This is a genomic window from Kitasatospora sp. NBC_01300 (genome assembly GCF_041435235.1).
Lineage (GTDB): Bacteria > Actinomycetota > Actinomycetes > Streptomycetales > Streptomycetaceae > Kitasatospora.
On the sequence record NZ_CP108410.1, the window covers coordinates 150,376 to 173,996 of the forward strand.

Annotated in this window: 19 protein-coding genes; 8 read left to right on the forward strand and 11 right to left on the reverse strand. The window is 72.0% G+C overall.

Annotation, left to right across the window (positions count from 1 at the left end; genetic code table 11):
• Nucleotides 1-354: 354 nt before the first annotated feature.
• The 8 genes from OG556_RS40680 to OG556_RS40715 form a co-directional block, all read right to left on the reverse strand.
• Complete coding sequence (locus tag OG556_RS40680; RefSeq protein ID WP_331731633.1) at nt 355-3,195, reverse strand: ATP/GTP-binding protein; 2,841 nt, start codon at nt 3,193-3,195, stop codon at nt 355-357.
• Between the two features lie 37 nt (nt 3,196-3,232).
• Nucleotides 3,233-3,880: a hypothetical protein gene (locus OG556_RS40685; RefSeq protein WP_331731637.1), complete on the reverse strand. Its 648-nt coding sequence runs from the start codon at nt 3,878-3,880 to the stop codon at nt 3,233-3,235.
• A 529-nt stretch (nt 3,881-4,409) separates the two neighbouring features.
• Nucleotides 4,410-5,540: a C40 family peptidase gene (locus OG556_RS40690; protein WP_331731639.1), complete on the reverse strand. Its 1,131-nt coding sequence runs from the start codon at nt 5,538-5,540 to the stop codon at nt 4,410-4,412.
• Nucleotides 5,541-5,670: 130 nt separating this feature from the next.
• The gene (locus tag OG556_RS40695; protein WP_331731641.1) at nt 5,671-8,706 is read right to left on the reverse strand and encodes a hypothetical protein; all 3,036 of its coding nucleotides are present in this window, start codon (nt 8,704-8,706) and stop codon (nt 5,671-5,673) included.
• Nucleotides 8,703-11,294 carry an ATP-binding protein gene (locus OG556_RS40700; RefSeq protein ID WP_331731644.1) on the reverse strand — a complete coding sequence of 864 codons (2,592 nt, stop codon included), beginning with the start codon at nt 11,292-11,294 and terminating at the stop codon, nt 8,703-8,705. The genes OG556_RS40695 and OG556_RS40700 overlap by 4 nt, the downstream gene beginning before the upstream one ends.
• On the reverse strand, nt 11,291-11,827 hold the full coding sequence (locus tag OG556_RS40705) for a hypothetical protein (RefSeq protein ID WP_371523328.1): 537 nt from the start codon (nt 11,825-11,827) through the stop codon (nt 11,291-11,293). Before OG556_RS40705 ends, OG556_RS40700 begins: the two co-directional genes overlap by 4 nt.
• A 62-nt stretch (nt 11,828-11,889) precedes the next feature.
• Nucleotides 11,890-12,222: a hypothetical protein gene (locus OG556_RS40710; RefSeq protein WP_331731650.1), complete on the reverse strand. Its 333-nt coding sequence runs from the start codon at nt 12,220-12,222 to the stop codon at nt 11,890-11,892.
• Nucleotides 12,219-13,322, reverse strand: a complete 1,104-nt coding sequence (locus OG556_RS40715) for a conjugal transfer protein (RefSeq protein ID WP_331731652.1) — start codon at nt 13,320-13,322, stop codon at nt 12,219-12,221. The genes OG556_RS40710 and OG556_RS40715 overlap by 4 nt, the downstream gene beginning before the upstream one ends.
• A 903-nt stretch (nt 13,323-14,225) precedes the next feature.
• Here OG556_RS40715 and OG556_RS40720 point away from each other — a divergent pair.
• The 3 genes from OG556_RS40720 (at nt 14,226) to OG556_RS40730 (ending at nt 17,561) form a co-directional block, all read left to right on the forward strand.
• Nucleotides 14,226-14,915, forward strand: a complete 690-nt coding sequence (locus OG556_RS40720) for a hypothetical protein (protein ID WP_331731655.1) — start codon at nt 14,226-14,228, stop codon at nt 14,913-14,915.
• Nucleotides 14,912-16,630 carry a hypothetical protein gene (locus OG556_RS40725; RefSeq protein ID WP_331731657.1) on the forward strand — a complete coding sequence of 573 codons (1,719 nt, stop codon included), beginning with the start codon at nt 14,912-14,914 and terminating at the stop codon, nt 16,628-16,630. The genes OG556_RS40720 and OG556_RS40725 overlap by 4 nt, the downstream gene beginning before the upstream one ends.
• 115 nt (nt 16,631-16,745) lie before the next feature.
• Entirely contained in the window at nt 16,746-17,561 is an 816-nt protein-coding gene (locus OG556_RS40730; protein WP_331731659.1) for an alpha/beta fold hydrolase, read from the forward strand.
• Between the two features lie 73 nt (nt 17,562-17,634).
• Here OG556_RS40730 and OG556_RS40735 read toward each other — a convergent pair whose 3' ends face one another.
• The 3 genes from OG556_RS40735 to OG556_RS40745 all read right to left on the reverse strand — a co-directional run bounded on the left by OG556_RS40735 (nt 17,635) and on the right by OG556_RS40745 (nt 20,237).
• Nucleotides 17,635-18,855, reverse strand: coding sequence for an XRE family transcriptional regulator (locus OG556_RS40735; protein WP_331731662.1), 1,221 nt, complete (start codon nt 18,853-18,855; stop codon nt 17,635-17,637).
• A 317-nt stretch (nt 18,856-19,172) separates the two neighbouring features.
• Nucleotides 19,173-19,385 carry a DUF397 domain-containing protein gene (locus OG556_RS40740; RefSeq protein ID WP_331731665.1) on the reverse strand — a complete coding sequence of 71 codons (213 nt, stop codon included), beginning with the start codon at nt 19,383-19,385 and terminating at the stop codon, nt 19,173-19,175.
• A gap of 27 nt (nt 19,386-19,412) precedes the next feature.
• Nucleotides 19,413-20,237: a helix-turn-helix transcriptional regulator gene (locus tag OG556_RS40745; protein WP_331731668.1), complete on the reverse strand. Its 825-nt coding sequence runs from the start codon at nt 20,235-20,237 to the stop codon at nt 19,413-19,415.
• 275 nt (nt 20,238-20,512) lie between these two features.
• Between OG556_RS40745 and OG556_RS40750 the strand changes: the two genes are divergently transcribed.
• The 5 genes from OG556_RS40750 to OG556_RS40770 are packed head-to-tail and all read left to right on the forward strand — an operon-like array spanning nt 20,513 to nt 23,455.
• A complete protein-coding gene (locus tag OG556_RS40750; protein ID WP_331731671.1) occupies nt 20,513-21,181 on the forward strand; it encodes a hypothetical protein in 669 nt (222 codons plus the stop codon).
• Nucleotides 21,178-21,714 carry an ATP-binding protein gene (locus tag OG556_RS40755; protein WP_331731675.1) on the forward strand — a complete coding sequence of 179 codons (537 nt, stop codon included), beginning with the start codon at nt 21,178-21,180 and terminating at the stop codon, nt 21,712-21,714. Before OG556_RS40750 ends, OG556_RS40755 begins: the two co-directional genes overlap by 4 nt.
• Before the next feature lie 15 nt (nt 21,715-21,729).
• Nucleotides 21,730-22,431, forward strand: a complete 702-nt coding sequence (locus OG556_RS40760; RefSeq protein WP_331731678.1) for a hypothetical protein — start codon at nt 21,730-21,732, stop codon at nt 22,429-22,431.
• 44 nt (nt 22,432-22,475) lie between these two features.
• Nucleotides 22,476-22,973: a hypothetical protein gene (locus OG556_RS40765; RefSeq protein WP_331731681.1), complete on the forward strand. Its 498-nt coding sequence runs from the start codon at nt 22,476-22,478 to the stop codon at nt 22,971-22,973.
• 41 nt (nt 22,974-23,014) lie between these two features.
• The gene (locus OG556_RS40770; RefSeq protein WP_331731683.1) at nt 23,015-23,455 is read left to right on the forward strand and encodes a hypothetical protein; all 441 of its coding nucleotides are present in this window, start codon (nt 23,015-23,017) and stop codon (nt 23,453-23,455) included.
• Nucleotides 23,456-23,621: the final 166 nt, after the last annotated feature.

The window sequence follows — 23,621 nt, forward strand, 5'->3', positions numbered from 1 at the left end:
GCTCGCATGCTGACCGGAATTGACGGCAGCACCCCATGAGGCGAAGCCGAGTTGAACCCTTTTGTCGCCGATATCCATTTCCACCGCCTCGGGGGCCGCTGCGAAGCCGATTGCTCGCTCCGACAAGGGAACATCGTGGCCTGAAGCAGTCGCTCTGTCCTGAGTACCCGTACTCAGGACAGAGCGACTGCGAGCCCGAGGCCGCCGCCAAAGCGCCGTCGCACCACTTACGGCCCCCAACAGCCCGTTCCGCAGCCGAAATCACCTATTCAGCCCCCCGAGGCCCACGCGGGAGTACTTCCGCAGGCATCCGGCTGGCGCCCCGAAGGCTCGCGGAGTACCACCCGGCCGCCCCTACGGAAGGATCCGTGCGGTCGGCCTCCCGCGCCGGCTCTTCACCGGCCCGGCCGCTGGCTGCTCCGTGTCAGCCTCCGCCTCCGCCTCGACCTCGTCGGCGTCGCCGTCCTCCACGGCGTCCGCCCGCGCGGCGATGACCTGGCCCGTACCGCCCCGGGCGGACGGCGGCGCGGGCGTGGCGACCTGCGCCACCATCTCGTCCTGCTTCGTCGCCCGCTCAAGCAGCTCCGACAGCGGCCGGGCCCCGGCGACGGAGTCCGCCTTGGCCACCAGTTCCCCAACCTTGGCTGGCGAGTACAGCTCCCGGAACACCTCCTTCACCTGGAGACCCCTCACCAGCAACGGGCCGACCCGGTTGCCGCCGTTGGTCACCTGCACGTAGGCGTGGAACCGCGGCAGCTCCGCGATCCGCGCCGCCGACACCGCCCCGTGCCACTCCTCCGCCACCGCCCGCACCGCCGCCACCGAACCGCCCGTCGTGCTCACCACGCTTGAGTTCTGCATGATCGACTCCCGCGTCGTCGCACTGACCCGGCCGAGCAACTGCGTCATCACGTGCAGGCGACCGCCGAACTTCCGCAGCTGCTCGGCGATCGAGGCCATGCTCTCTCCGGCCACGCCGTCCAGACTGATCAGCTCGTCACCGAAGATGTGCATCGGACGCCGGTCGTCGGTGGCCAGATCGCGCCGGGACAGACCCGCGCGCAGCAGGTCCGCCAGCATCATGCTGACCAGCAGCCGGTCCGACGGCCCGGTGCCCTCCAGGCACAGCCAGATGATCTCCCCGCGGTCCATCGCGGCTCGGATGTCGTACCACCCGGTCGGTGAACCCAGGAACGCCCGGGTGGTCTCGTTGGCCGCCAGCCGGTCCAGCGGGTTCAGCACCGGCGCTAGCTCATCCGCCTTGTACTTGCGGAACGTCGTCTCCCACCAGTGCCGCTGCTCCGACGTCAAGTGCTGGAGCAGCGCAATGCGCCAGGCCCGGTTCGACAACAGCGTGCGCACCTGGTGGACCGTCGCCTGCGCCTGCGGCCGACCCGCCGCCACCGCCCGCTGGTTGTGCGCCACCAGCGCCTCCACCGCCTTCGTCAGGATCGCGATCGCCCGGGGGTGAGCCGCGTCCGTCCACGACAGCGCGTTGGCCAGCGAGTCGACGGCCGCGCTTGCCACCCGGCCCGCGCTGCGCCCGCCCTCCATCGTGAGCGGGTTCCACGTCGGCAGGAGCCCGCCCCGCTCCGCCTGCGCGAGGTCGATCCGCCGTACCCGCCCGGCCAGGCGCTTGTGCGCCAGGACCGGAGCAGCGGTGTTCCAACTGTCCCCGTGCGGGTCGATGAACAGCACCCCGGCGCCGGACAGGGCGAGCGCCAGCGCCCGCACGATCGCCTGCTCGGTCTTGCCTCCGCCCGCCTTGCCGACCGCCAGGGAGAACAGGTACTCCTCCTCGGGCGTGGCCACGATCCGGCTGCGCCCGTCGGCGCTGACCAGCAGCCCGTGCGGGACCAGCGGTGCGCCCAGCTCGTAGGTGGGCAGCTCGGAGGCGAGCACCGGGAGCACCGCGTCGGCGGTCGGCGGCTTGAGCAGCCCGGCCAGCTCGCTGACGTGCACCCAGTTCTGTTCCCGGGGGGCGACCAGGCCGGTGGTCCACCGGCGGTCGAAGGACCCCTGCCTGTGGCGGCTGTTCGCGCCCCAGCTCCACTTGAGGAACCGACCGCCGTCGACGCCGAGCCGGCTGTCCTCGCCGAACACGTCCAGCGCGGCCGACAGCTGCTCCAGCAGCTGGTAGGCGCGGCCCTCGCGCTCGGAGACGCAGCGCATCAGCAGCTGGATCCGTACCAGGTCGGTGCCGTTGCTGAGCCGCCCGAGCGCCTCCTCCCGTTCCACGGTGCGTGGCCGCACGGTCGGTGCCATGGTGGACGGGGCCTTCTGCGAGGGGTCCAGCAGGCTGAGCAGTTGGTCGCGCAGGGAGTCCTGGGCTTCGGCCGCGTCTGCGGCCGCGTCCCGGGCGGCACGGCGGGCGTTGTTGCGGCTGCGCTCCCGCGCCTCGCGCATCGTCTGCCACTGCCGCAGGCGCAGGTGCCAGCGGGGGACGGCCTGGATGTCGAGGACGACCTCGGCGAGTTCGCCCAGATCCGCCTGGATGTCGGCGACCGCGTCGATCAGCGGCTGGAGCGGGTCCGGCGTCAGTGGGACCTCGCGCAGAGCGGCGGACGGCTTGCCGCGAAGGACGAACTCGGCCCGCACCGCGTGCAGTCGCCCCTCCTCCTCGGCCGTCCCTCGGCCGGGCTTCTTCTTGAGATCGACGCTCTGCCCGGACACCTTGGCCGCCAGGGCTGCCGCCTTCTCCTTCGCCTTACGGGCCTTCGCCTCGGCCTTGAGCTGCTGCTGGAGCTCCTTGTTCTTCTTGTCCAGCCGGTCCTGCGCGGCGTACGGGTCGTCGGCCGACGGGGCCTCGGCGACGGTGACTTCCTGGAAGCGGGAGTTCTTGAGGAGCGTCACCGCCTCCGACGGGGCCTCCACCGAGTACTCCAGCGGTACGGTGCCGTCCGCCCTGAGCCACACTCGCACCCGCCGGGCTGCCGCAGGCGCCCAGCAGGGGCCCTTGCGGGATGCCCGCAGCAGCAGCGCGCTCTGGCGCCAGATGTCCTCCGTGCTCGGCGCGAAGCGCCTGGTCGGCGTCAGGGTGAAGCGGGTCCGCTGGGCCAAGGCCCGGCGGGTCAGTACCTGGTGGACCAACCCGGCGGCGACGGCCGGCGGGACGAGGAGGACCAGGAGGAGGCCCGCGTTGTCCTGGCACCAGGTCCCGGCGTCGGCGAACCAGGCCAGGACCTCGCCCGCCACGTCAAGGGCGGACTTGAGCCGGGAGGTGTCTGGCCATTCATCGGGTGGGCTCCCATCCGGTGCTGGCGCGGCTGAAGGTCACGGAGGCGGGGCGGCGGTCGCCGTAGTCGCCGGTGGGGGAGCTACCGACCCACAGCAGATCCACGCGGGCACCGCCCGGGGCGGTGCCGTCCGAGTGCGCGGCCGCGGCCTGGATCCGCACGCCAGAGTAGAAGTACGGGGCGCTCGCGCCCGGGACGGGGGAGAAGTACCGCGGCCACCGGTTCCGGCCGGCCCCCGTGGTCTCGGCGAGCCAGACGTCGCGCCCCAGCGCCACCAGGGCATCGGCGTCCGCCGGAGCCAGGTCGCTGGGATGTGCCTTCGTGAACGCGGCCTGGATCGCGGGGTCACCTGCCGGACCGTCACCGGCGGCCGCGACGCCGGACGGCACCTCGGGCGGCACGGCCGACGGGCTCGGCGTCGCGCTGCTCGGCGATGCGGACGGCCGGGCCTCGACCGTCGTCGGGACCGGTGCCGGGACGCCGGTGCCCGCAGCGCTCGCGGGATCCTGCGCCGGGGCCGACGCCGCAGGCGCACCGGCGGCGGGGTGGTGCGGTGCCGGGACGGCCGGGATCAGGAGGGCGAGGCCTCCCGCGAGCAGCGCGATCGCGCCGAGTTCGGGCAGAAAGCGGGGCATCTTCTTCACAGGGGTGTAGGTTCCTTTCCGATCTTGCGGCTGAGGGTCCGCTGACCAGCGGCGATGCCTGCTGTCTCACTGAAATTGCGCGCGGTTCGTCTCACCGAAGTTGCGCTTCCTTCGAAGTGACGCCGCGCCATGTCCCCGCCCGGCGGGTCAGCGGCGTCTCGCCAGGTCCCCGGCCTGGGGCGATGCTGGCGGCCGTTCCACCGATCTTGCGCAAGCGCACAGCGGGCGCAAGATCGGTGGGAAAGCGCAAAGTGGGATGGGAACCTACATACAATGTAGGTTCTCGGCTGACTCTGCGTCCGGCGGTCGGCTGACCAGCGGGAGCGGCAGTTGTCTCACCGAAGTTGCGCACGAGTCGTCTCACCGAAGTTGCGCTTCCTTCGGGAAAGTGCCCCGGATGTACGGACCGGGCCGGGGTGCTGCCACGTGACCTGCGGTTTTCTCGCTGACCCTTCGTCGCACGCAACGGAGACGAAAAGTCAGTGAGAAACCGAAAAGTGGCGTGAGAACCTACATACAAGGGGGCCTCTCAGGAGATCGGGCGGGCGCCGCCCGCGTAGTCGTAGCTCCAGACCGCGGCCTGCTTGACCACGTCGCCCGGCTTCGGAGCGTTGATCATCTGACCGCCCCCGATGTAGAGGCCGACGTGGTAGATCCCCTCCGAGGCGTTGCCGAAGAAGACCATGTCGCCCGGCTGGAGAGCGCCGACTCCGGCCGATGCCGGAATCCGCTGGCCGACTCCGGCCTGGTCGGCGGCCAGCCGCGGGAGGTTGATTCCGACCTTCGCGAACACATACGTCATCAGGCCGGAGCAGTCGAGGCCCTTGACGGTACGTCCGTCCTGGCCGCCGTTCGAGCAGCAGGCGCCGGTGGTCGGGCCGCTCGCGTCCCCGCCGCCCCAGGAGTAGGGCTGGCCGAACTGGCTGCGCGCCGCGGCGATGACGGTCTGCACCTTGTCCGAGCCCTGGCCGCCGCCAGTCGGCACGGTGTCGCCGAGCGCGGCGTACTGCTGGGCCCAGCGCAGCACCTCGTCCGCGTACGCGCCGCTGTTGTTGTACCGAAGGATCGACTTGCGCAGCACAGCTGAGTCCGTGAGGTCCTTGCCGCCGTCGCACAGGTACAGCGCGGCGGCCATCGTCTCGTCGTCGGAGTTGTTCGGGTTCGCGCCCGCCCCGCCGTCCTCCGGGTGCACCTTCGCCGCGTACGCGGCGAACGTGCTGGGGAGGAACTGCATTGGGCCGACGGCCGCGTCGTAGTGCGAGTTGCCGTCCCACCGGCCCTGGTCGGTGTCCATCACCGGCGTCGTGTTGCCTCCGGAACCGCTGCCGTCCAGGATCAGCCCGATGATCGGCGGGGTGATGTCACCGGTGGTGGTGTCGACGGTGTGCCCCTGCGCGTGGCCGGACTCCACCTTGCCGATGCCGGCCAGCAGCGACCAGGTCATCCCCTTGCACTGCGGGTCCAGCTGCGCCATCCCGGCCGCGGCCCGGACGTAGGCGCTCATCATCCGCGCGGGGATGTCGCTGACTGCGCCGACGGGGGCGGTGGACCCCGGGTCGCGGACGTCCAGGACGCCCAGGACGACGATCCCGCCCAGCCCGATCGCCGTGCACACCAGTGTCATCCCCAGGCAGCCGATCTTCCGGAACAGCTTGAACACCCTCACCACCCCCTGCCGTCGTCTCCCGGGCGGCGAGCGCCGCCTGCCGTTCGCCCTCCGTGCTGACCGAAACCGGCCCGCACGGAGGTATCGCTGATCTGTTGACCGGCTCGCCGGTCCGTGCTGCGCCTCACGACTCGTCACCGATCCGGCCGGTCGACGGCTCGGGCGGCGGCGTGCCGCCTGCCTGGTCCGGCGAGTGGCCGAGGTTGCGGCGCAGCCTGAGGGCTTCGACCGAGGTGCCTTCGGAGGAGCGCAGGACCTCCGGGCTGACCCGGCGCATCACGTCCGGGTCGATGCCCTCGACCGCGGGGGCGGCCGGTGCTGGGGGAGCGGGCCGGGCCGGCGGGTCCGCGAGGACCTCCCCTGTCGACGGGTCCACGACGTGGCCGTCATCGGTGACGATCGTGGGCCGGGAAGGCGGGGCGACGTCCGGACCCAGGGCCGAGCGGATGTCGGCGGGGCCGTTGTCGGAGGCGCCCCACCCGGGCTGATCCGGAGTGACGGTTCCGTGGACGGTGACGTTCGCACCCTCGACGCGGCCCTTGATATTGCCCTCGATCACGATCCCGTCCTGGACCACGGCCCCGTCGCCGGAGTGGTAGTCCGGGCCACTGCGGGGGCGACCGCTGCTGGTCACTGCGCCCGGGCCGGGGTGGAAGCCGTCCTGGTTGACGACGCCGTGGAAGTCGCCGTCCATGGAGAGCCCACCGCCGGAGGCGCTGTCACCGGTGTCCCGCGGGCCGGCCGTGGCGGAGTAGGACGGGCGGCCGGCAAAGACCTCGGAGGTGTCCGTGGGGTCCATGCCGTACCCGACGTGCGCGGCCGCGAACAGCTGCGCCCCGCCTAGGTCCGCCGAGTACACGTCGCCGAACGTCGCCGCGCGGTGGTAGAGGTGGTTGTAGCCGGATTGCACGGCGTTGTAGCCGGTCTTGACGGCGCGCCCGGTGCGGGTGACGTCCTGGCCCCAGTCCTTGAGGCCCTCCTTCTGGTCGCCCCACCAGGCCTTGCGGACGTTGGAGTAGTGCTCCCACTGCCGGTTGACGTTGTCCCACATCGCGTCGTTCCTCCGGTTGAGGCCGGTCCAGGTGGCCGGCAGGCCGACGGTCGCGTCGAAGCCGAGCTTGCCGATCTGGCCGGCGCGGATCGCGAGCCTTCCCGCGCGGGTGTTCAGCAGGGTGTTGTGCAGCGCGTGCCCGGCCGGGGTGAGTCCGCCCTCGGGCATCTGCCGGCGGCTCATCAGGCCGCTCGCTCCGCCCGGCCCGCCGGGGTGACCCGGGGCGCCGTCGGGACGGGCGCCGCCGAGCGGACCGCGCGGGCCGACCGGCTTCATCCGCCGGGCCAGCTTGTGCGGCGGCAACGGGTTGCCCACCACCAACTGGTGTGCCGCGTGGAACGGCAGGGCCAGCGCGGACATGCCGCGGCGGACCTCGCCGTAGGCCCCCATGGCCATCGCGCCGGCGTTCATCCTGCCGAGCCCGGGGTCGGCGAGCGCGGCAAGGCCCTCGGCGATCCGGGCCTTGCGCATCAACGCCCCGTGGACACCCGAGCCGCCGCCGAAGAGCCCGCCTCCGGCGAGCATCCCCATCCCGGCGCGCCCGCCGCCACCCATGCCCGCCACGCCGGACGGGTTGGACAGGGTGCCCATGGCCTGGGACATGGCCAGCGCCATCCCGGAGTTCTCACCCAGCCACAGGCTGCCGCCGATCTTGGCGTAGCGCATCCTGTTCGCGAACCGCTCGCCGAGCTGGCCGGCGGAGGCGAAGATCCTGCGGTGGAAGACGAGGATGACGAGCGCGAACCCATCCAAAATCAGCAGGCGCTGAATCATGAGCGTGCTCTCGGAGTTCGTCATGATCTCGTTCGCGCCCAGGCCGAACAATGGCAGCACGATGCTGATCGCGAACTCGGTGACGACGGACGTCATGAAGACTCCGAGCCACTTCCACAAGGCCGAGCGATTGCCACCGGGCAGCATCGCCCAGACCATCGCCGGAGCGGTGAGGGAGGCCGCGGTCACGTCCGCGAACTGCGTGCCGAGATGGACCAGGCACATGCTGAGCACGACGGTCGCGATGATCAGCACCGCCAGGAAGACCAGCAGTGTGCCGCCCACGCGGTCCCAGTTGCTGTTGACCGCGTAGTTGTAGACGTCCTTTCCCTCCTGGCCGTGCCGGTCCTTCAGCTCCTCCTTCAGCGCGTCCCAGCCCTGCGACCCGTGGTCGCAGATCGCGTCCCTGCCGGGCAGATCGATGACGTGGTCGCAGTTGCCCTTGCGGCTCAGCTGGCCGTGTATGTACTTGTCGTGCACTCCGGCGAGCCAGCTGCCGTTCTCGGGGATCTGGCCGTACTGCAGCAGCTGGAACGGCTGGACGACCAGGGTCCTCGTCAGGACCATCCGCATCGGGCAGCTGGGGTCCTTGGCGTCCGCCTCGCTCTTGCACCCCGGGTCGGGGCCGTTGATCCCGCTGGCGAGCTGGCCCACCTCGTGCGCCGCCAGCTGAGACTGCATCAGCGGCCCCTCCGGGCCGAGGATGCTCTTCGGGCTGAGGGCCGGCAGCAGCACCAGCGTCGACAGCAGGATGGTGATCAGCATCTCGCCCATGCCACGCCCGACCTTGCCGCGCATGATCAGCACGCACCCGAACGCCGTGCCGGCCGCCAGGAACAGGGCGTACAGCTCCAAGTCGTTCGCGATGGTCTGGAAGAACGCCGAGTTCAGCTTCTGCGCGGTGCTCACCAGCGTCGAGACGACGGGGAAGTTGAAGATCCACTGGATGACCCAGCACATCAGGCCGACCAGTATCCGGACCAGGGCGAACCCCGCCCCCAGGAGCAGGTTGCAGACGTGGCTCCGGATGTCCGTGGTGCCGCCGTTCTCCGACGTGAGGTCGTAGGAGTCCAGCGGCGCGCCCTCCGAGGACAGGACGTTGAGAGGCGCCAGCACACCGCCCCGCTCGCCGCCGTCGGCCGCCTCGGCAGCCGAAGCCCCGGCCATCATGAACAGCCACACCATGGCGACGGTGATCAGCACGGTCCGCCGGCCAGGCCAGTACGCGGCGGCGAACCGGCTGACCACCCGCCAGACCCGCACGGCCCGGCGCCAGGCGGCACCCGCACGCTGCGCACCGCGCGCCAGCGGCGCCGGCAGGGTCGGGAGGTTCATCGCGAGAGCGCCTTCCGGAGCGAACCGCCGGTGGAGGCGGACCTGGTGACGGGGGTCGTGAAGATCCCCCGGAGCTTGGGCAGGTTGGGCACGATGACCTGCATGCGGCCGACCCGGCCGCGGGTGTCGTGCAGGAGCATCTCCCCGGCCCGATTCGGGTTGCCGTGGGGCGACAGCCCGCCGGTGACCAGCTGCACGAGGCCTTCGTCGTCGCCCGGCAGCCCGAGGAACTCCAGGCCGCGGCGGGCCATCGACTCGTCCGTGGTGCGGGCGAGGATGCGCTGCACGATCAGGCCGGCGATCGTCTCGTCCCCGAGGTCCCGGGCGTCGTGAGCGCCGGCCAGGAATCCGGCGTTGTGCTTGCGGCCGTCGTGCGCGAGCTCCTTGATCAATGCGGAGCCCTCGGCGCTGGAAGTCAGCCAGTACACCTCGTCGAACACGCACGCGGCGAAGCGCGAGCGGTCCGTGAACGCGATGTGGCGGGAGATCGCGGCGATGAGATACAGCACCGCCCGGCCGATCAGCGCCTCCAGCGGCTGGGTGCGCAGCACCTCCGGCCGGCCCAGCGATTCCTTGGGCGGCAGGGTCAGGCCGTTGGTGGTGAAGACGATCAGGTCGGCGGACAGGTCCGACAGCGACAGCGCGGGCAGCGACGGGTCGAAGACCATCCGCGCGAGCTTCTGGTCGGACACCGTGGCGAGCAGGTCCAGCACGTCGGCCGCCGCATCGCCCCGGTTGCCGCCCTCCTCCGCGATCGCCCGCAGCTCCTCCAGCACCAGGTTCATGTGCGGGCGCCGGGCGACGGCGGCCGCCTTGACCGCACGGTTGAGCACCGCGCCGCCCGGCGACATGAGGTCGAGCTGCGTCTGGAGCAGCAGGTAGCTGAGCGCCGCCGCCTCACCCTCCGCCGGAGGCAGCACCCGCAGCGGGTCGATGGAGACCTGCGCGTCGGCCGCGTCGATCACCTGGTGCCGGCCGGGAGCGACACCCTGGGCGAACTGGGCGTACTCGCGCTGGCTGGTGCGGTCGATGACGATCGCTCGGTGCCCGCGGTCGATCAGCGTGCTGACGATCAGCTTGAGCAACACACTCTTGCCCGAACCGAGGTCACCGAGGACCGCGAGGGAGGCCGCGATGTTGCTCTGCGGCGCCGACGCCAGGTCCAGGAAGACCGGCCGGGTCGTGCCCACGTCCAGGCTCTGAGCGATCATCGGCCCCGACTCGTCGCCGATCTCCGGCACCGTGAAGGCACCCGACATCGCCCAGTCCTCCGACAGCTGGAACTGGGTGCTCTCCCGCGAGCGCAGAGCGGCCAGAGCCCCCGGCAGGCCGAACTGGAACAACCTCACCTGCCCGCCGCGCGGACGGATCACTCCGTAGTCCGCACCGGTCAGACGCGCTTTCAGGTCCCGGGCCCGCTCGTCCGCCACCTGCGCGGCCGACCCCCACACGGTCAGCACCGTGCGGGACTGCACCTCCAGCTCCACGCTGGTGCGCCCCAGCCGGGCCTCCTGCTCGCCCAGCACCTCGGCCGCGCCGTGCAGAGAGTCCGGCATGCCCGTCGGGTGCGCCGCCCACTGATCAGCCTGGTCCGCGATCTCCCGCTTCTTCTTCGCGATCTGCCGCTTCGCCTTGGCCGCCTCGACCAGGGTGAGGTCGACCACCGCGTCCACCGGGTACGGCAGCAGCTCCAGTTGGGCGAGCAGGTCCGCCGAGCCCTCGTGCACGGCCTCGGGGATCTCCTCCAGCGCCAGGTGCGCCTGGTAACCGACGGCGTCCTCGGCCTCGACCTGCAACCAGACCTTCGACAGGGCGGAGCCGGTGACCCGCGACGCGAGCCGGGCGAACCAGCCGCGCACACCGCCCTCGTGCTCGTCCTGCGCGCCGTCGTCCTGCTGCCCGCCCTCCAGGAGCCGGACCTGGCCCAGGGACGCGTAGCCAGGGCTGCGCAACTGGGTGCCGACGATCCGGCCTCCGTAGCGGTGGCTTTCCGAAGCGTCGGCGAGCAGCGGCTCGGCCATGCCGCGGTGCACGGCGTGCTGGTGTATCCAGACGATCTCGGCCGGGCGGGCCGGGCGCATCTCCAGGCCGCCGCCGAACCCCGTCTCGACCTGACGGGCCACCCCCCTATATACCTGCACCTCGCTCACGGGCACCGGCGCCGCCGGCAGACCGGCCTGCTCGCCGAACATCGCCCACATCGAGCCCCTCGCCTGGGCGAGCTGCGCACCGCGGCCGGGCGCGTGGAGCGGGACCGCCAGCCAGATGGTGCGCCGGTGCATCTCGGCGCCGTCCAGCAGGTTCCACGCCGCCGTCGCGCTCTCGGCCGTGCCCGGGTTCGCCTCCAGGTCGACGTCGGCGGCGATGCGCTCGGCGACCTCGCGCGGAGCGACCTGGGCGCACAGGCTGTAGACCCGGGCGGTGCCGGACAGCGAGCGGACCAGGCTGGTGACCCGGCGCAGCACGTCCTGGCGCTCCAGGTCACTGGAGTAGCGCGAGCCGATCGGGGTGACCCGCCAGAACGCCCAGACGGTGCCGGTGGTCGACCAGACCAAGTTGCCGGTGATGTGACGGAACGACGCCTTCACTGTGCGTCTCCCTTCTGGGACTGGGCGGCGGCGGCCGCGGCGAGCATCTGCTGGAGTGGGGTGAGGGCCGGGCCCGGAGGCGGGCCTGCGGCGGGCGCGGCCTCGGGGGCTGGGGCGGGGAAGCGGGGCTCGAAGATGCTGAGGGTCCGGTGTTCCGGCTCCCGCTCGGCCGGCTCCCGCACGGCCGGTTCCGGGAGGCCTTGGTCGTCGGGCGCGTCCTCGAAGGTGAAGGCGCTGGCGGCCATCAGGACCGGGCGCATCGGGCGCACCGCTCGGCCGCCGATGCGGCCGTGGCGCGGGGAGACGAGCAGCCCGAGGGCGTCCGCCGCGACAAGGAACGGGGACCGGCCGGCGATCCGTGAGTGCCGCGCGGCCCAGATGGAGACTGCCCAGATCACGATCGGCAGGGGGCCGGTGACCGGCCACCACCAGCTGACCGTCTTGATCAGGAGGAAGCTCCCGACGGCGGCCACCGCGATCTGCGGCACTGTGTAGGGCCCGAGTGGGATCCTCCAGTCGCCGATCTTGCCCATCACCCACGGATGCCTTCGGGCCTTGGTGTAGGAGCGACCGATCCTGGGACGCGCGGCGTTGTTCACGACCGGCCCGGCTGGCCAGTGAGCGCGACGGGCAGCTCACGCTGCAACTCGCCTGCGCCCTGGATAGGGGCAGTGGTCACGGGCCGATTCTCGCTGTACTCGTTCTCGAACAGCATTGAGATCGAGTACCGACCCGTGAACAGCGACCAGCAGATCACCAGACCGATCGCACCGCCGATCGCGGCCTTGATCGACATCTTCCTGATGGCATGCACGATCACGATCGCGGTCAGAGCGATCATCAGACCGCTGGCTACCCAGTCGAGCAGCGTCCGCGCCCAGGAGTTGCCGAAGTTCTGCACGGCTCCGGCGAGCATGACGTTGTTCATCGGCTGGCCCCGGTCGGGTTGAAGGAGGGCGCAGCAGCGCCGGAGGAAGAAGGAGAAGAGAGGGAAGATGCCGGAGCGGCGCCGGCCGGGGCGAGCACCGAGATCTCCCAGCGGCCCGCGCGAGCGGTCAGCCGCAGCGGGTACTCCAGCGGCCAGTCCCCGGCGCTGTCGCTCGCCTGGACGTCGGCCTGGATGTCCAGCACCGCCCCGTCCTGGGGCGAGGTGGGCACCGTGCTGGTCGCCATCAGGTTCGTCAGGGCGACCTTCGAGTAGGCCGCGGTGCCCGGCACCGGGATCCGCGCACTCGGGGAGAGGTAGCGGGTGCTGTCACCCACACCGCTCAGGTAGGCCGTCAGGAAGCCGGACACCGTGTCGCGCAGCGGGCCGTCGGTGACCTGCGACCCGTACGTCTTGGTCGAGGGGTCCTTGTCGGCCAGCGCGGCCGGGGCCGACACCTGGGCCGGAGCGCCGGTGATCACCAGCGAGTCCGGCGCCCCGCCGGAGCCGCCCGAGCGGACCATCGACACCTGGACCGCGAAGTACCGCACGACCCGCGCGGGGTCGTCCGGCCCTTGCGGGGAAACCCCCGCACGCGGTGCGGGCGTTTGCGAAGAGGACTGCGGAGCGGCTTGCGGGGAGGAATCGCCTTGCGGGGCGGCGGGCGGCAGCACGAGCGTGGCCGCAACGGTCACCTGCCAAGTGCGGCCGCCCATCGGCGTGCTCCGCACCGCAACGGTCTTCTCCACCTTGGCGGTCTTTGCGGCCGTCACCTTCGGCAGGTCGACCCCGGGGGCCATGGCGCGCAGAGCCGGAGAGTCGGTGACACCGGCTGAGCGCAGCCACAGGTCGACGAAGTTTTCCGCATAGCCGGTCGGCGGGGCGATCACGAGCGGGGCGGCGACCGGAGCAGCCGGCGTGCTGCTCGCCATTTGCGGGACGGCGACGGCCACCGCGAGGGCCAGCGGCCCGGCGGCCAGGGCCGCCCAGACGCCTCCGTACATGAGCATGGTGCGCACGCGGGAGCGGCGCAGGTCGGTGCCGGAAGCGATCGGGGAAGGGGTGTCCGGCGCGCGGTCGCGCCGGGAGGAGGTGGGCTTCACCAGGGTCTCCTAGGTCGTCAGCGGTTGCTGTCGAGGGAGGAAACCCCGCACCCCTTGATGGACTCCTTGATGATCGACACCCGCCCGATAACGACCTCGCAACGGGCAGCATCAAACCTCTGACCTGCGCTTTTGATGCGGCATCAAGGTATCGGGCATCCACCTTGATGGCCCATCAAGGTGTTCTGCGGCCGCCTGGGGAGGACATCAAGGTGTGCAGCTGGCTTGGGCGGCGGCGGGGTGATTCCTTGATGGCCGGCCCCGACCGCCGCCTGCCGACACCTTGATGGCCGGGCTCCGCCCTCCGGATTCCTTGATGCCGGTCCCCTGAGGCTGGCGGGATTCCTTGATGGTCAGTCCGAGGGGCGGGGGATTCCTTGATGGCCTTCGCCGCAGGAGGAGATCCGCCCCGGCCGATCCCCGGGCAGCGGCCGAAGGGCCGGCTCGGACGGAGCGGCCAACTCCGGCCTGGAGGCGGCCGCGCGTCTCGATCCCGTCTTCGGTTCAGGGCGCCGAGACGTCCACCGCGGTTGCGGGTGGAAGCGGTGCGGGGCGCTGTGGTGCGGCACCGGGCCCGGCTTGATGCCCCGCACCGCGATCGGTCCGGCCCCGCGCGGCAGCGCTCCGGCCGCTCCGGTCCGGCACCGCAAAGCCCCGTCCCGCATCGCAAGAGCGCCTTGCGGCCCGCACTCCGCAAGCGCCGCTTGCGGGCCCGCACCGCAAGCGGGCCCGCTCCCGCAAAGGAGTCAGGGGCTTTGCGGTGCGGGCCATCCAGGTACGCCCCCCACCCCTTGATGGTGGGGGTATGCGGAGTCGTTATCTGCCGGACCTCGATCGTCAAGAGGTCCGTCCAGGTGTGCGGGGTTACCTCGGTCGCTGATCACCACTGCCCGAGGAGCCACGATGGACCTGCCGCCGACCCTGCTGCCCAGCCTCAGCTTCGGCTGCCCCGCGGTGCTCGCGGTGGCCGCCACCGCCTACCTCCCGGCCGGCGCCTGCTACCTCGCGCTGACCGGAACGGACACGGCCTGGCTCCGCCGACTGCACCTGCCCGCCCCCGCCGTCCTCCTCGCGGCCGCAGCCTCCTGGCTTGCGCTCGCGCTCCTGTGGCCACTGCTCCTCACCGTCCGGGCCGCCACCGCCCTGCGCCGCCGTCGCCGGGAGGCGGATCTCCCGCTGCGCATCCAGCCGCTCGCCGTCGTCCCCGCCACCCGGACTCCGGACGCGCTCCCCGCCGCGGTGATCCCGCCCAAGCCGACGGCCCCGCCGGTGCCGCCGCGCTGGTACACCGAGTCGTACGCCGCCATCCATGCCGCGCTCGCCGACGGCCGCACCGCGATCGCCCGGACCTGGGCCGGCTACCTGGCGGACGACGCCACGATCGAGTTCGGCCCCGCCCACCCCTACACACAGGAAGCGTGGCTGCTCGTCGCCCGCACCGTCCGCACCGCGCTCGCCGACATCGGATCCGCGCCCGCAACGATCGACGCCCAGCCGATCGGTGACCCCTACTACTTCCTCTCCCCCCAGGCCCACCAGGTGCAGGCCTGGAACCCGGACCGCGACGGCGTGTACGTCGAGGTGGCCCGGTGACCGACTTCCTCACCAGCCTTTCGCTCGACGGTAACGGCGCCTTCGCCCCCGGCGGGCTGGACTACATCGAGTTCGACGCCCGGCTCGCCCGCGACGGCTCGTGCCCCACCACCACCAAGGCCGCTTACATGGCCTTCGCTACCTTCTGCGACATCGAGCAGCACATCACCCTCACCGCGGAGGAGGTGGCCGCCTGGTCGAGCGACGTCCGGCAGACACTCCTGCCCTACCGGCGGACCGTCGCCGCCTGCCTCGGCCGCTCCGTCGACACCCTCGACCGCGCCACCGCCGATCTGGTCGACCGCCAGTTCCTCCTCGTGCAGCCGCAGACCGCCCCCGGCAACCCCGCCGTGCCCGACGCCAACATCTACCGCCTCATCGACAAGGAGCGGTGGGCCCGTCAGCTCCTGGAGCGCGCCGCCGCCCCGGGCCCCGCACCCGTCCTCGGCCCCGACGGCCACCCGATCCCCCGCGTCCACCGGGCACCCGGCATCGACTACGTCCGCCTCGACGCCCGCATCGCCCGCACCGGCCTGCGCTCCCCGCTCTACAAGGCCGTCTACGCCGCCGTCGCCAGCTTCTGCCACATCCACAGCCGCTCCATCACCGAGCGCCCGCCCACCATCAAGGAACTGATGGCCTGCACCGGACTGGGGCGCACCGCCGTCACCGGCAACCTCGCCCAGCTCCGGGCCGACGGCGTCCTCGCCACCCAGGACAACTACACCCGGCAGAACGGACGCGGCCGCCTCGCCTCCTCCTACTTCCTCCTCGACGCCCGCCTCTGGCGGGCCCGCACCGCCGCCCGCGAGGACCGCGAACTCGCCGCCTTCACCGGGGGGTGGCCGCACCACACGGACGGGGGTAGCCGCACCAGCCGGACCGGGGTGGCCGCACCAGGCGGACTAGGGTGGCCGCACCACACGGACACCATTAAGAGCAGTAACAAGACAAGTGACAGCGAGCCCCTTCCGGACGCCCGAAGGGCACCTACAGGTGGTAAGGCCCCTGCGGCTCGCCGCCAAGGCGCGCGTACCCAGTCCAACCCGGACAGCGGCTCCGCCGCGACGAAGACCACCAAGCCCCGCACGAAGACGATCCGCACCACCCCCTCCCGGCCGGTGCCCGGGGAGGACGAGGTCTTCGCCATGGTCGACGCCCTCGGCGTCAGCAAGCACCCGGCCATCAAGGTCCCCCCGCTGCGCCGTGCGGTGCGCGACCTGCTGTCGGCCGGCCGGAAGCCGGAGCACGCCCTGGCCCGGATCAACGCCGGATGGTGGCGGGCCGGAGTCCCGGAGAAGATCGCCCGCCGCGAGATCCGTGGCCCCGCCGGATACCTCGCCTCGATCCTGTCCGCGCAGGACTGCGAGCGGCCCGACTGCGAGCGCGGAGTGGTCCTCGGCAGCGGCGAAGAGTGCAGGGCCTGCGGCCTGGCCCTGGCAGAGCGGCAGGCCGATCGCGCACGCGAGCACCTGGAGCAGAGCACGGCCGAGCTCGACCAGGCCGCCCACCGCCGGAGTACGAGCGAGCGGGCCCGGACGGCGCCACCCGCACCGTCCTCGCCAGCGGTGGCGACCTGGCGGTGCCAGGCTCCCGGCCCGGACGGCCTCGGCGGTCCGCAGTGCGGGCGGCCGGGCACCGGAGTCCCGCCGGCGCTGCCGATGTGCCCGGACTGCCTGGACGCTCTCCAGAAGGCGATTGGGCGTCCGATGTGATGGCCGGTTCGCAGCCGAAGCGAGAGGCCCGGTGACCTGCCGGGGCCTCTCGGCATTCCCAACGCGGAGGGTGGACAGCCGCTCGGCTGCCCGCCCCGATCGCTACGATTGGTATATGGCTGATCGCGCAACGGAGTTCACCTCTCTCGACGGCACCCTCCTGTCCGGCACCATCGCATCCACCGACCACCCGCAGGGCCTGGCCGTGCTCGTCCACGGCGCCGGCGTCACCCGCGAGGAAGGCGGCTTCTTCACCCGGCTCGCCTCCGCGCTTGCCGCATCCCGCATCGCGAACCTCCGCTTCGACCTGCGTGGGCATGGTGCGAGCGGCGGCAGCGAGCACGAGATCACGATCGCCGGCGTCGCCAACGACATCCGGGCTGCCACGGACCACCTGCGCGCTGAGCCGTCCTCAGCGGACGGTCCTGTGCACTTGATCGCGGCCTCGTTCTCCGGCGGCGCCGCCGCCCTGGTGGCCGCCGCCTACCCGGTTGTCCTGGACAAGCTGGTCCTGCTCAACCCGCGGCTCGACTACCGGGCCCGCTACATCACGTCCCGGCCGTACAACCGGGACGACTGCCTGAGCGAGGAAGCCGCCCGCGACCTGGATCGGCAGGGCTTCACCGAGCGCAGCCCGTTCGCGCTCGGCCGGGCCCTGCTGAACGAGGTGCACTACCTCGACCCCTCCGCCCTGCTGCCCCGGATCACGGCGGACACCCTCGTGGTGCACGGCACGAAGGACACCTTCGTGCCCGTCGATGACTCCCGCCGCCTCACCTTCGAGTTCGGCGGGGAAGCCGAGCTCGTCGAGCTGGAAGGGGCGCAGCACGGCTTCGCGGTGCACGACGATCCGCAGTACCTCGACCCTCAGACCCAGGCGTGGCAAGCCGAGGTCATCACGAGGATTACCAGCTTCCTCACCGTCCGCTGAGCCGCAGCAGTCTCGTTCCCACCGGCACCGCCCGCGTCCCTGCGGGCGGTGCCGTCCGTCCTTTGCCCCGCTGCTATGGCGTTGCGGTGCGGGGAGCCGGAAGCCGGGCCGCACGCAGGGCCTGGCGCAGTTGGCGAACCGCAGGACGACGGGAGTGGCTGGCTAGCAGGTCCGAGGTTCGGTCCAACTCGGCGAGAGCCCTGCCGAAGCCTGCCCCGGCGGCGATCGCGAGGGCGTCCAGCCCGGCCAGCGCGGCCTCATCGGGTTCATTGGCGCCGGCGAGCGCGCCGGACAGTGCCGCAGTGAAGAACGCCCGGTCCCGGGGGCCGAACGTTGCCGAGGCCAGGCAGGAACGGAACTCCTCGACCGATCGGGCCGCCTGGCCGGACTCCCGATGGCACAACGCGCTCTGCGCCATCAGCCGCTCCAGGGTGTAGGCGTCACCCAGCGGACCGGTACAGGTCGCCGGACCGGCCGGCGGGGAAGCGGCGACGATCGCTTCGTGCGCCTGGTCGAGCAGCCGGTCGATCGGGTCGCCCCGAACACCGGTCAGGGCCAGGGCCCGGGCTTCCTGCTGGAGAGCCTCTGCCTTCGGGCGCAGCGGCAGTGACCAGGGCCCGGCGTGCGCGGCGTGGGCGAGGTCGCGCATCCGGGCGGGATCGTCGTCGGCGGCCTGCGCCTTGCGGAGCAGCACGTAGCCGTGGAGTGCGCCGTCGCCGCCCATCGTTGCGAACTCGACGGCCCGGTCGTGCCAATAAGCGGTGTGCTCGGCCGGCGCGTCGGAGTCCCGGTACAGCCAGGCCGCGAACTCCGCGGCGCGGGCACCGAGAAGCAGCAGCTCGCGACGTAGGGGCTGGTCGGCATGCCGTGCTGCGGTGGCCAGGTCGGTCAGGATGCCGAGCACCCGGGGGAGCGATTCCCGCGGGCCCAGAAGGGAGTCGGCGCGGGCCGCGTCGTCCAGCGTGTCCCGGAGCACGGTGAGCTGTGAGCTGGCGGGATCCCCGTCGGAGGCGGGGAGCGGTCGACGCCCTGTCGGCCGCGTGGGGCGCACGAATCCGAGGTCTTCCAGCGTGGCGCCGAGGAGTTCCACCAGCACGGTGCGCGCGGCCCGGTTCGGCCAGCCTGGACGGACGGATTCCCACCGCTGGACCTGGCGCACCGAGATGCCCAGCGACAACCCGAGCGTCCGTGCCCGGGCCTCGAAGGCTTCGGCGAACTCCTCCTGGGTGTGGAGGCCCACCCGGACCCGGGCGGTAACGAACAGCGGGTTGCCGACACCGGCGGCTTCGTCCATCCGCCACCTCCCTCCTCACCCCGCCCGGCACCTGCGGGACGGCACCCCAGTATTCCGGGACCGGCGCCGATGTGTCGGGTGATCTGACGTGGACTCACCCCTGGCCGGGCGCTGGACTGGGGGCAGACCGTCAGGCGAGAGGATCGGCAGTGGAGCACCAGCGCGCGAGAACGTCGGCGCGCGAGTGGGCCGGCCGCGGCCGTCAGCGCCCGCCGGCCTTCGAGGCCGACCGGACACCGACAGCACGGGGACAGCGGAGGGGGCGGGGACCACGGCATCGCGCCGCTGCTCCCCGCCCCCTCCGCAGTGGAACGCCGCTATACCTCGAACGTCCTGGCGAAGTCTACGAACGCCGTCCACACCGGTGCGGTGACGCTCAGTGTCGGGCCGTCAGGGTCCTTCGAGTCGCCGATTTCGATGTGGTCCGTCGCGGTGCAGTCGCGGCGCCAGCGTACGCAGCTGCCCTGCTGGCCGCTGTAGGAGCTGGTGGTCCACTCGTCCGGCGCGAGACGAGGGGGGTGCTGCGGCATGTGGGTCCTTCCGGGGTGGAGCTCGGATCAGAGAACGCGGGCGCGCTCTTCGAGGTAGGCCCGAGATGCGCTCCGGTCGAGCGCAAGTTCGGTGAGCTGGCCGGCGGCGCGCTCGTAGAGCGTCAGGGAGTCGGCGTCGTCGTAGTAGGAGGTGGTGACCAGGCTCTCGACGCAGGCGAGCTCGCCACCGTCGGGGAAGCGCAGCTTGGTGAAAGCGCCGTCCAGGCCGACGTGGGGCCGCCCGGCCAGCAGGATCCGCAGGTCGACCTCGGAGCGGGTGAGCAGGTGGGCGATCTGCTCGCGCATCACGTCCGGGCCGCCGACCTCGGTGTCGAGCGCGGCCGAGTTGAGGACGACCGTGAGGGAGCTGGTGACGACCTCCTGGCGGTGCATGCGGACGGCGACCATGTTCTCGACGCGCTCCCGGCCGCCGGGAATCACGCTCTCTCCCGCGGACAGCAGGGCCTCGGCGTAGCGCTTGGTCTGCATGCGGCCGTGGACCAGCAGTGGTTCCCAGGCCCAGGCCGCCAACGCGTCCTTCTCCAGGCCGAGGTAGTCCTGCAAGGCCAGGTGCAGCGAGTAGCTGGCCCACCAGTCCGGCTTGGCGAGGTTGACGACCATGTCTTCCATCGCGTCGCGGCGGACCTGGTCCTGCACGCCGTAGGTGTCGAGGAGTGTGCGCAGCAGGGGCACTTCGAGCTTCACCCGGCCCGACTCGACGCGATTGATCTTATCGACGCCGACGCCCACCTGGGCGGCAACGGCGGACTGGGTCAGCTTGCGCTGCTCGCGGAGCCGGCGCAGGACGCTGCCGAAGCGCGCACGCCGGTAGGTCTGGGGGCTGGTTGCCACGGGCGAGGTCCCTCCTACGGGTGTGGGTCACAGTCTGCCTGGTCGGGCTGATGGGGCGGGACGGTCCGGTCGATACCGGCCATGACGGACCGTAACCGCGCGGGGCTGCGGCGGCATCCATTCCAGCATAGGTCGCGAATTCGCGAGATCACGGTTGACTACTCGCGAATTCGCGAGGACAGTGGGTTGTGCTTGCTAAGAGTGATCGCACGATCGCCAAGGGCGATCCGCGATTCCGGTCGCCCTGCCCACGCCCGTGACGGGCTGGAGGAACCATGCACCCCACCACGCAGCTGACCCAGAGGCCCGCTTACCTCACGGCCGTGGGCGGCACCGGGGTTTCCCTCTCCGCTGGCGCACAGTGGCTTCTCCACGGCCAGCCGGACCTCGTCTCCCGGGTGGCCGCCTGGCGCGAGCTACACGGGCTGGCCCCGATCCGGATCATGCCCGGCCCCGGCTGGGAGGCCATCGCCGTTCACCGCGTGCTGGGGGAACCCGCACTGCGGCGACTGGGCCGACCCGGCCCAGTGCTCTTCACCGGCGGCTCGATCGTCTACTTCGTCCCGGCCCTCACCCACCCCTGGGGCGCCGTGCTCAACGGCATAGCCAGGAAGACCCCCGAGCTCTGGGACTGGGGGAAGAGCCTGACCGTCCACCTGCCGGCAGACGGAACGCACGAGATCCACTGCCCCAGGCCCGGCATCCCCCACCGCAAAGTCCCGTACTGGCTGGCCGAACCCGACGGCACAGACCGGCTGACCTTCGCCGGTGAGCTCGCCACCGCACTCGACGCCGTCTCCGAGACGGCGCTCGCACCCCTCCTCGCAGAGAAGGCGCACAAGAGGGAGACGGCCCCCAGCGCCCCGCAGACCCCCACCGAACGTTCGCGCAACAACGTCGCCGCCTTCTTCGGCCGGCGGCCGCACAGCACGGAGGCGACATGACCCCGCCCGTCCAGCCCAGCACCGAGGACGCGATGCAGACCTCCTACAAGCTGAGGGAGGCCCACCTCGCCGCCGAGCACATCCCACTGATCCGGGCCCTCGCCGTCGCCCGGTGCCGTCGCTGGCTGGCCGACCGCGGCATCGTTCTGGGCGGCCCCGGCCAAGACGCCGTCGATGCCGCCGTGCAGGACGCGATGTTGGTGCTCACCGAACTGCTCACCAACGTCATCAAGCACGTGATCCATCGGGGCACCTGCTGGCCTCCCAGCGACGAGCCCGTGACGTACCGCGATGCCCCGGAATGGGTCGAGCTCGACCTGGTGCTGGAGGAGACCAGCGTCCTCACCCTACTCATCGTCGTCCGCGACGGAGACCCGGGCGGTCCCATGCTCGACACTACCGAGCCCGGCGACTTCGAAGGCGGCCTCGGTCTCGGCTTGGTGCGCGCCGTCAGCAACGACCAATGGGGCTGGGAGCCCACCGGTGGCGGCAAGGCCGTCTGGGCCCGATGCCCCCTCGCCGCGCTGAACTGAACGATCGGAGCCCCCATGACCACCCGAGCCCCGAGACCGCGAGAACCCCGCGAAGCCCCGGCACGAATCGGCCCCGACCGGTTCAGCCTCCCCGACGGCAGCATCCTCACCACCCCCGTGCCCGCCGGTGGCCACGAGATCCGCACCGGCTCCTGGATCAAAGTCGGCGACACGGCGCGCCAGATCACCAACATGCTCTGGCGCTACGACGGCGGACGCACCCTCCACCTCGACGGGGACGCCCTCGTCCTGCCGCTCGGCCGCCTCGAAACCATCCCAAAGTTCACCGTCCTCACCACCGGCCATCCGCCCAGGCCGTCCACCCCGTCCCGAACCGGCGCCGCGCCCCGGCGGCGGACACCGCGCCCTTCCGCTCGAACGGAACCCCCCATGCGACCCACACCCTCCCGGTCTGCCCCGCAGGTCCGGCCGCTCGACACCCGAGTGCACGTCACCGCGCAGGACCGCGCCGGTATCTACCACCTCTCCGACGGCCGGGCCCTGCTCAACCCCCTGCCCGCCGGGGCCAGCGACATCCGCATCGGCAGCTGGGTCCAGCTCGACGGCAGGCCGTACGAGGTCGCGGACATGACTGGCCCGATCACCCGCCGGGTCCTGCGCCTGCACGGCACCACGCAGGTCATCGCCCTCGGTCTGAGCGACACCGTGGAGCGCTACAACGTCCTCGAACGCCGCCGGGACGGACGGTCGATGTGAACCCCCTGCCCAGACACCAGCCCACGCCCGCCCATGCCGCAGCCATGCCGCCTGGCATCTGGCTGCTCGGAGTCCTCGGGAGCGTGCCCCGGGACCGGAGCTTCATCCGCTGGCAAGCCGAGCCCGGCCTCCTGATCTCCGTCCCCACCGGGAGCCGCTGGGACACGATCTCCCTCCCGGCCGCGATCGGGCTGCCGCTGCTCGCCGCCGCCCTCGCCGGCCCCTGCGCCCACCGCCTCGGACCGGTGCTGCACGACGCGGCCACCGACCTCACCTACTGGCTGATATCCCCGGACCCGGAACAGCCGTGGCTCGGACACCACCCGCTGGCCAACCTCCTGCCCGCCGGTGAACGCCTCAAGGTCCCCAACCCCGCGCCTGACCCCGACTACATCGACGAGCCGACCATCCCCGGACCCGCGGTCGTCCGCTGGGCCTACTGGCCACCCGTCACCGGCACCCTCACCTCGGGGCGGTGGCTGGGCCACACCCTCCTCGACCCCGGCACGCCGGTGAGCGCGAGCCACCCCAGCGAGGACTAAGCCGACCAGGCCACCACCGCCCCGACACCCCGAGGACCTCCGTGCCCGCCGCCCGCTTCACGGCCACCTACACCAGCACCGACCTCGCCGGTGCCCGCCGCACCCCGCTGCACCACGTCAACCACCACTCCACCCCAGGCCAAGCCCTGCGCTGGTTGGCCCGCCTGCTGCGCGCCGGGGGCACCCCGCTCGACCGCCCCTGGCAGGACCACTGCCTGGACCCCTTCACCGACAACGACGCCTTCCACCGCGCCTGCTTCCAGCTCAACAACGGCACTCCCCTGCGCATCCGGCACCGTGCCGGCCGCCGCCTCATCACGGTGGCCGTGACCAACAACGCCTGCTGGCCGACCCCGCCCGGCCGCCCCAAGCAGCCCCGAGCACTCCGCCGGGCGATCCTCGTCCGGAGCTGCGCCGCGGCCGCCCGGCGCCGGCGCCTCCGGCGGGCCGAGGCACATGAACGGCCGACGCACCAGCAGTGACCACCACGACGGAGCAGTCCGCCGAAACGCGGAAGGGGCGCCCACCATGGGCGCCCCTTCCGCGTGCCGGGTGGGTCAGGCCGGTGCCGCAATGCACGCTGGCCGAGGACCGGGAAGGTCAGCGGGAGCTCCCCAATTGGGGAGCTCCCGGGCCCAGCGCGCGTAC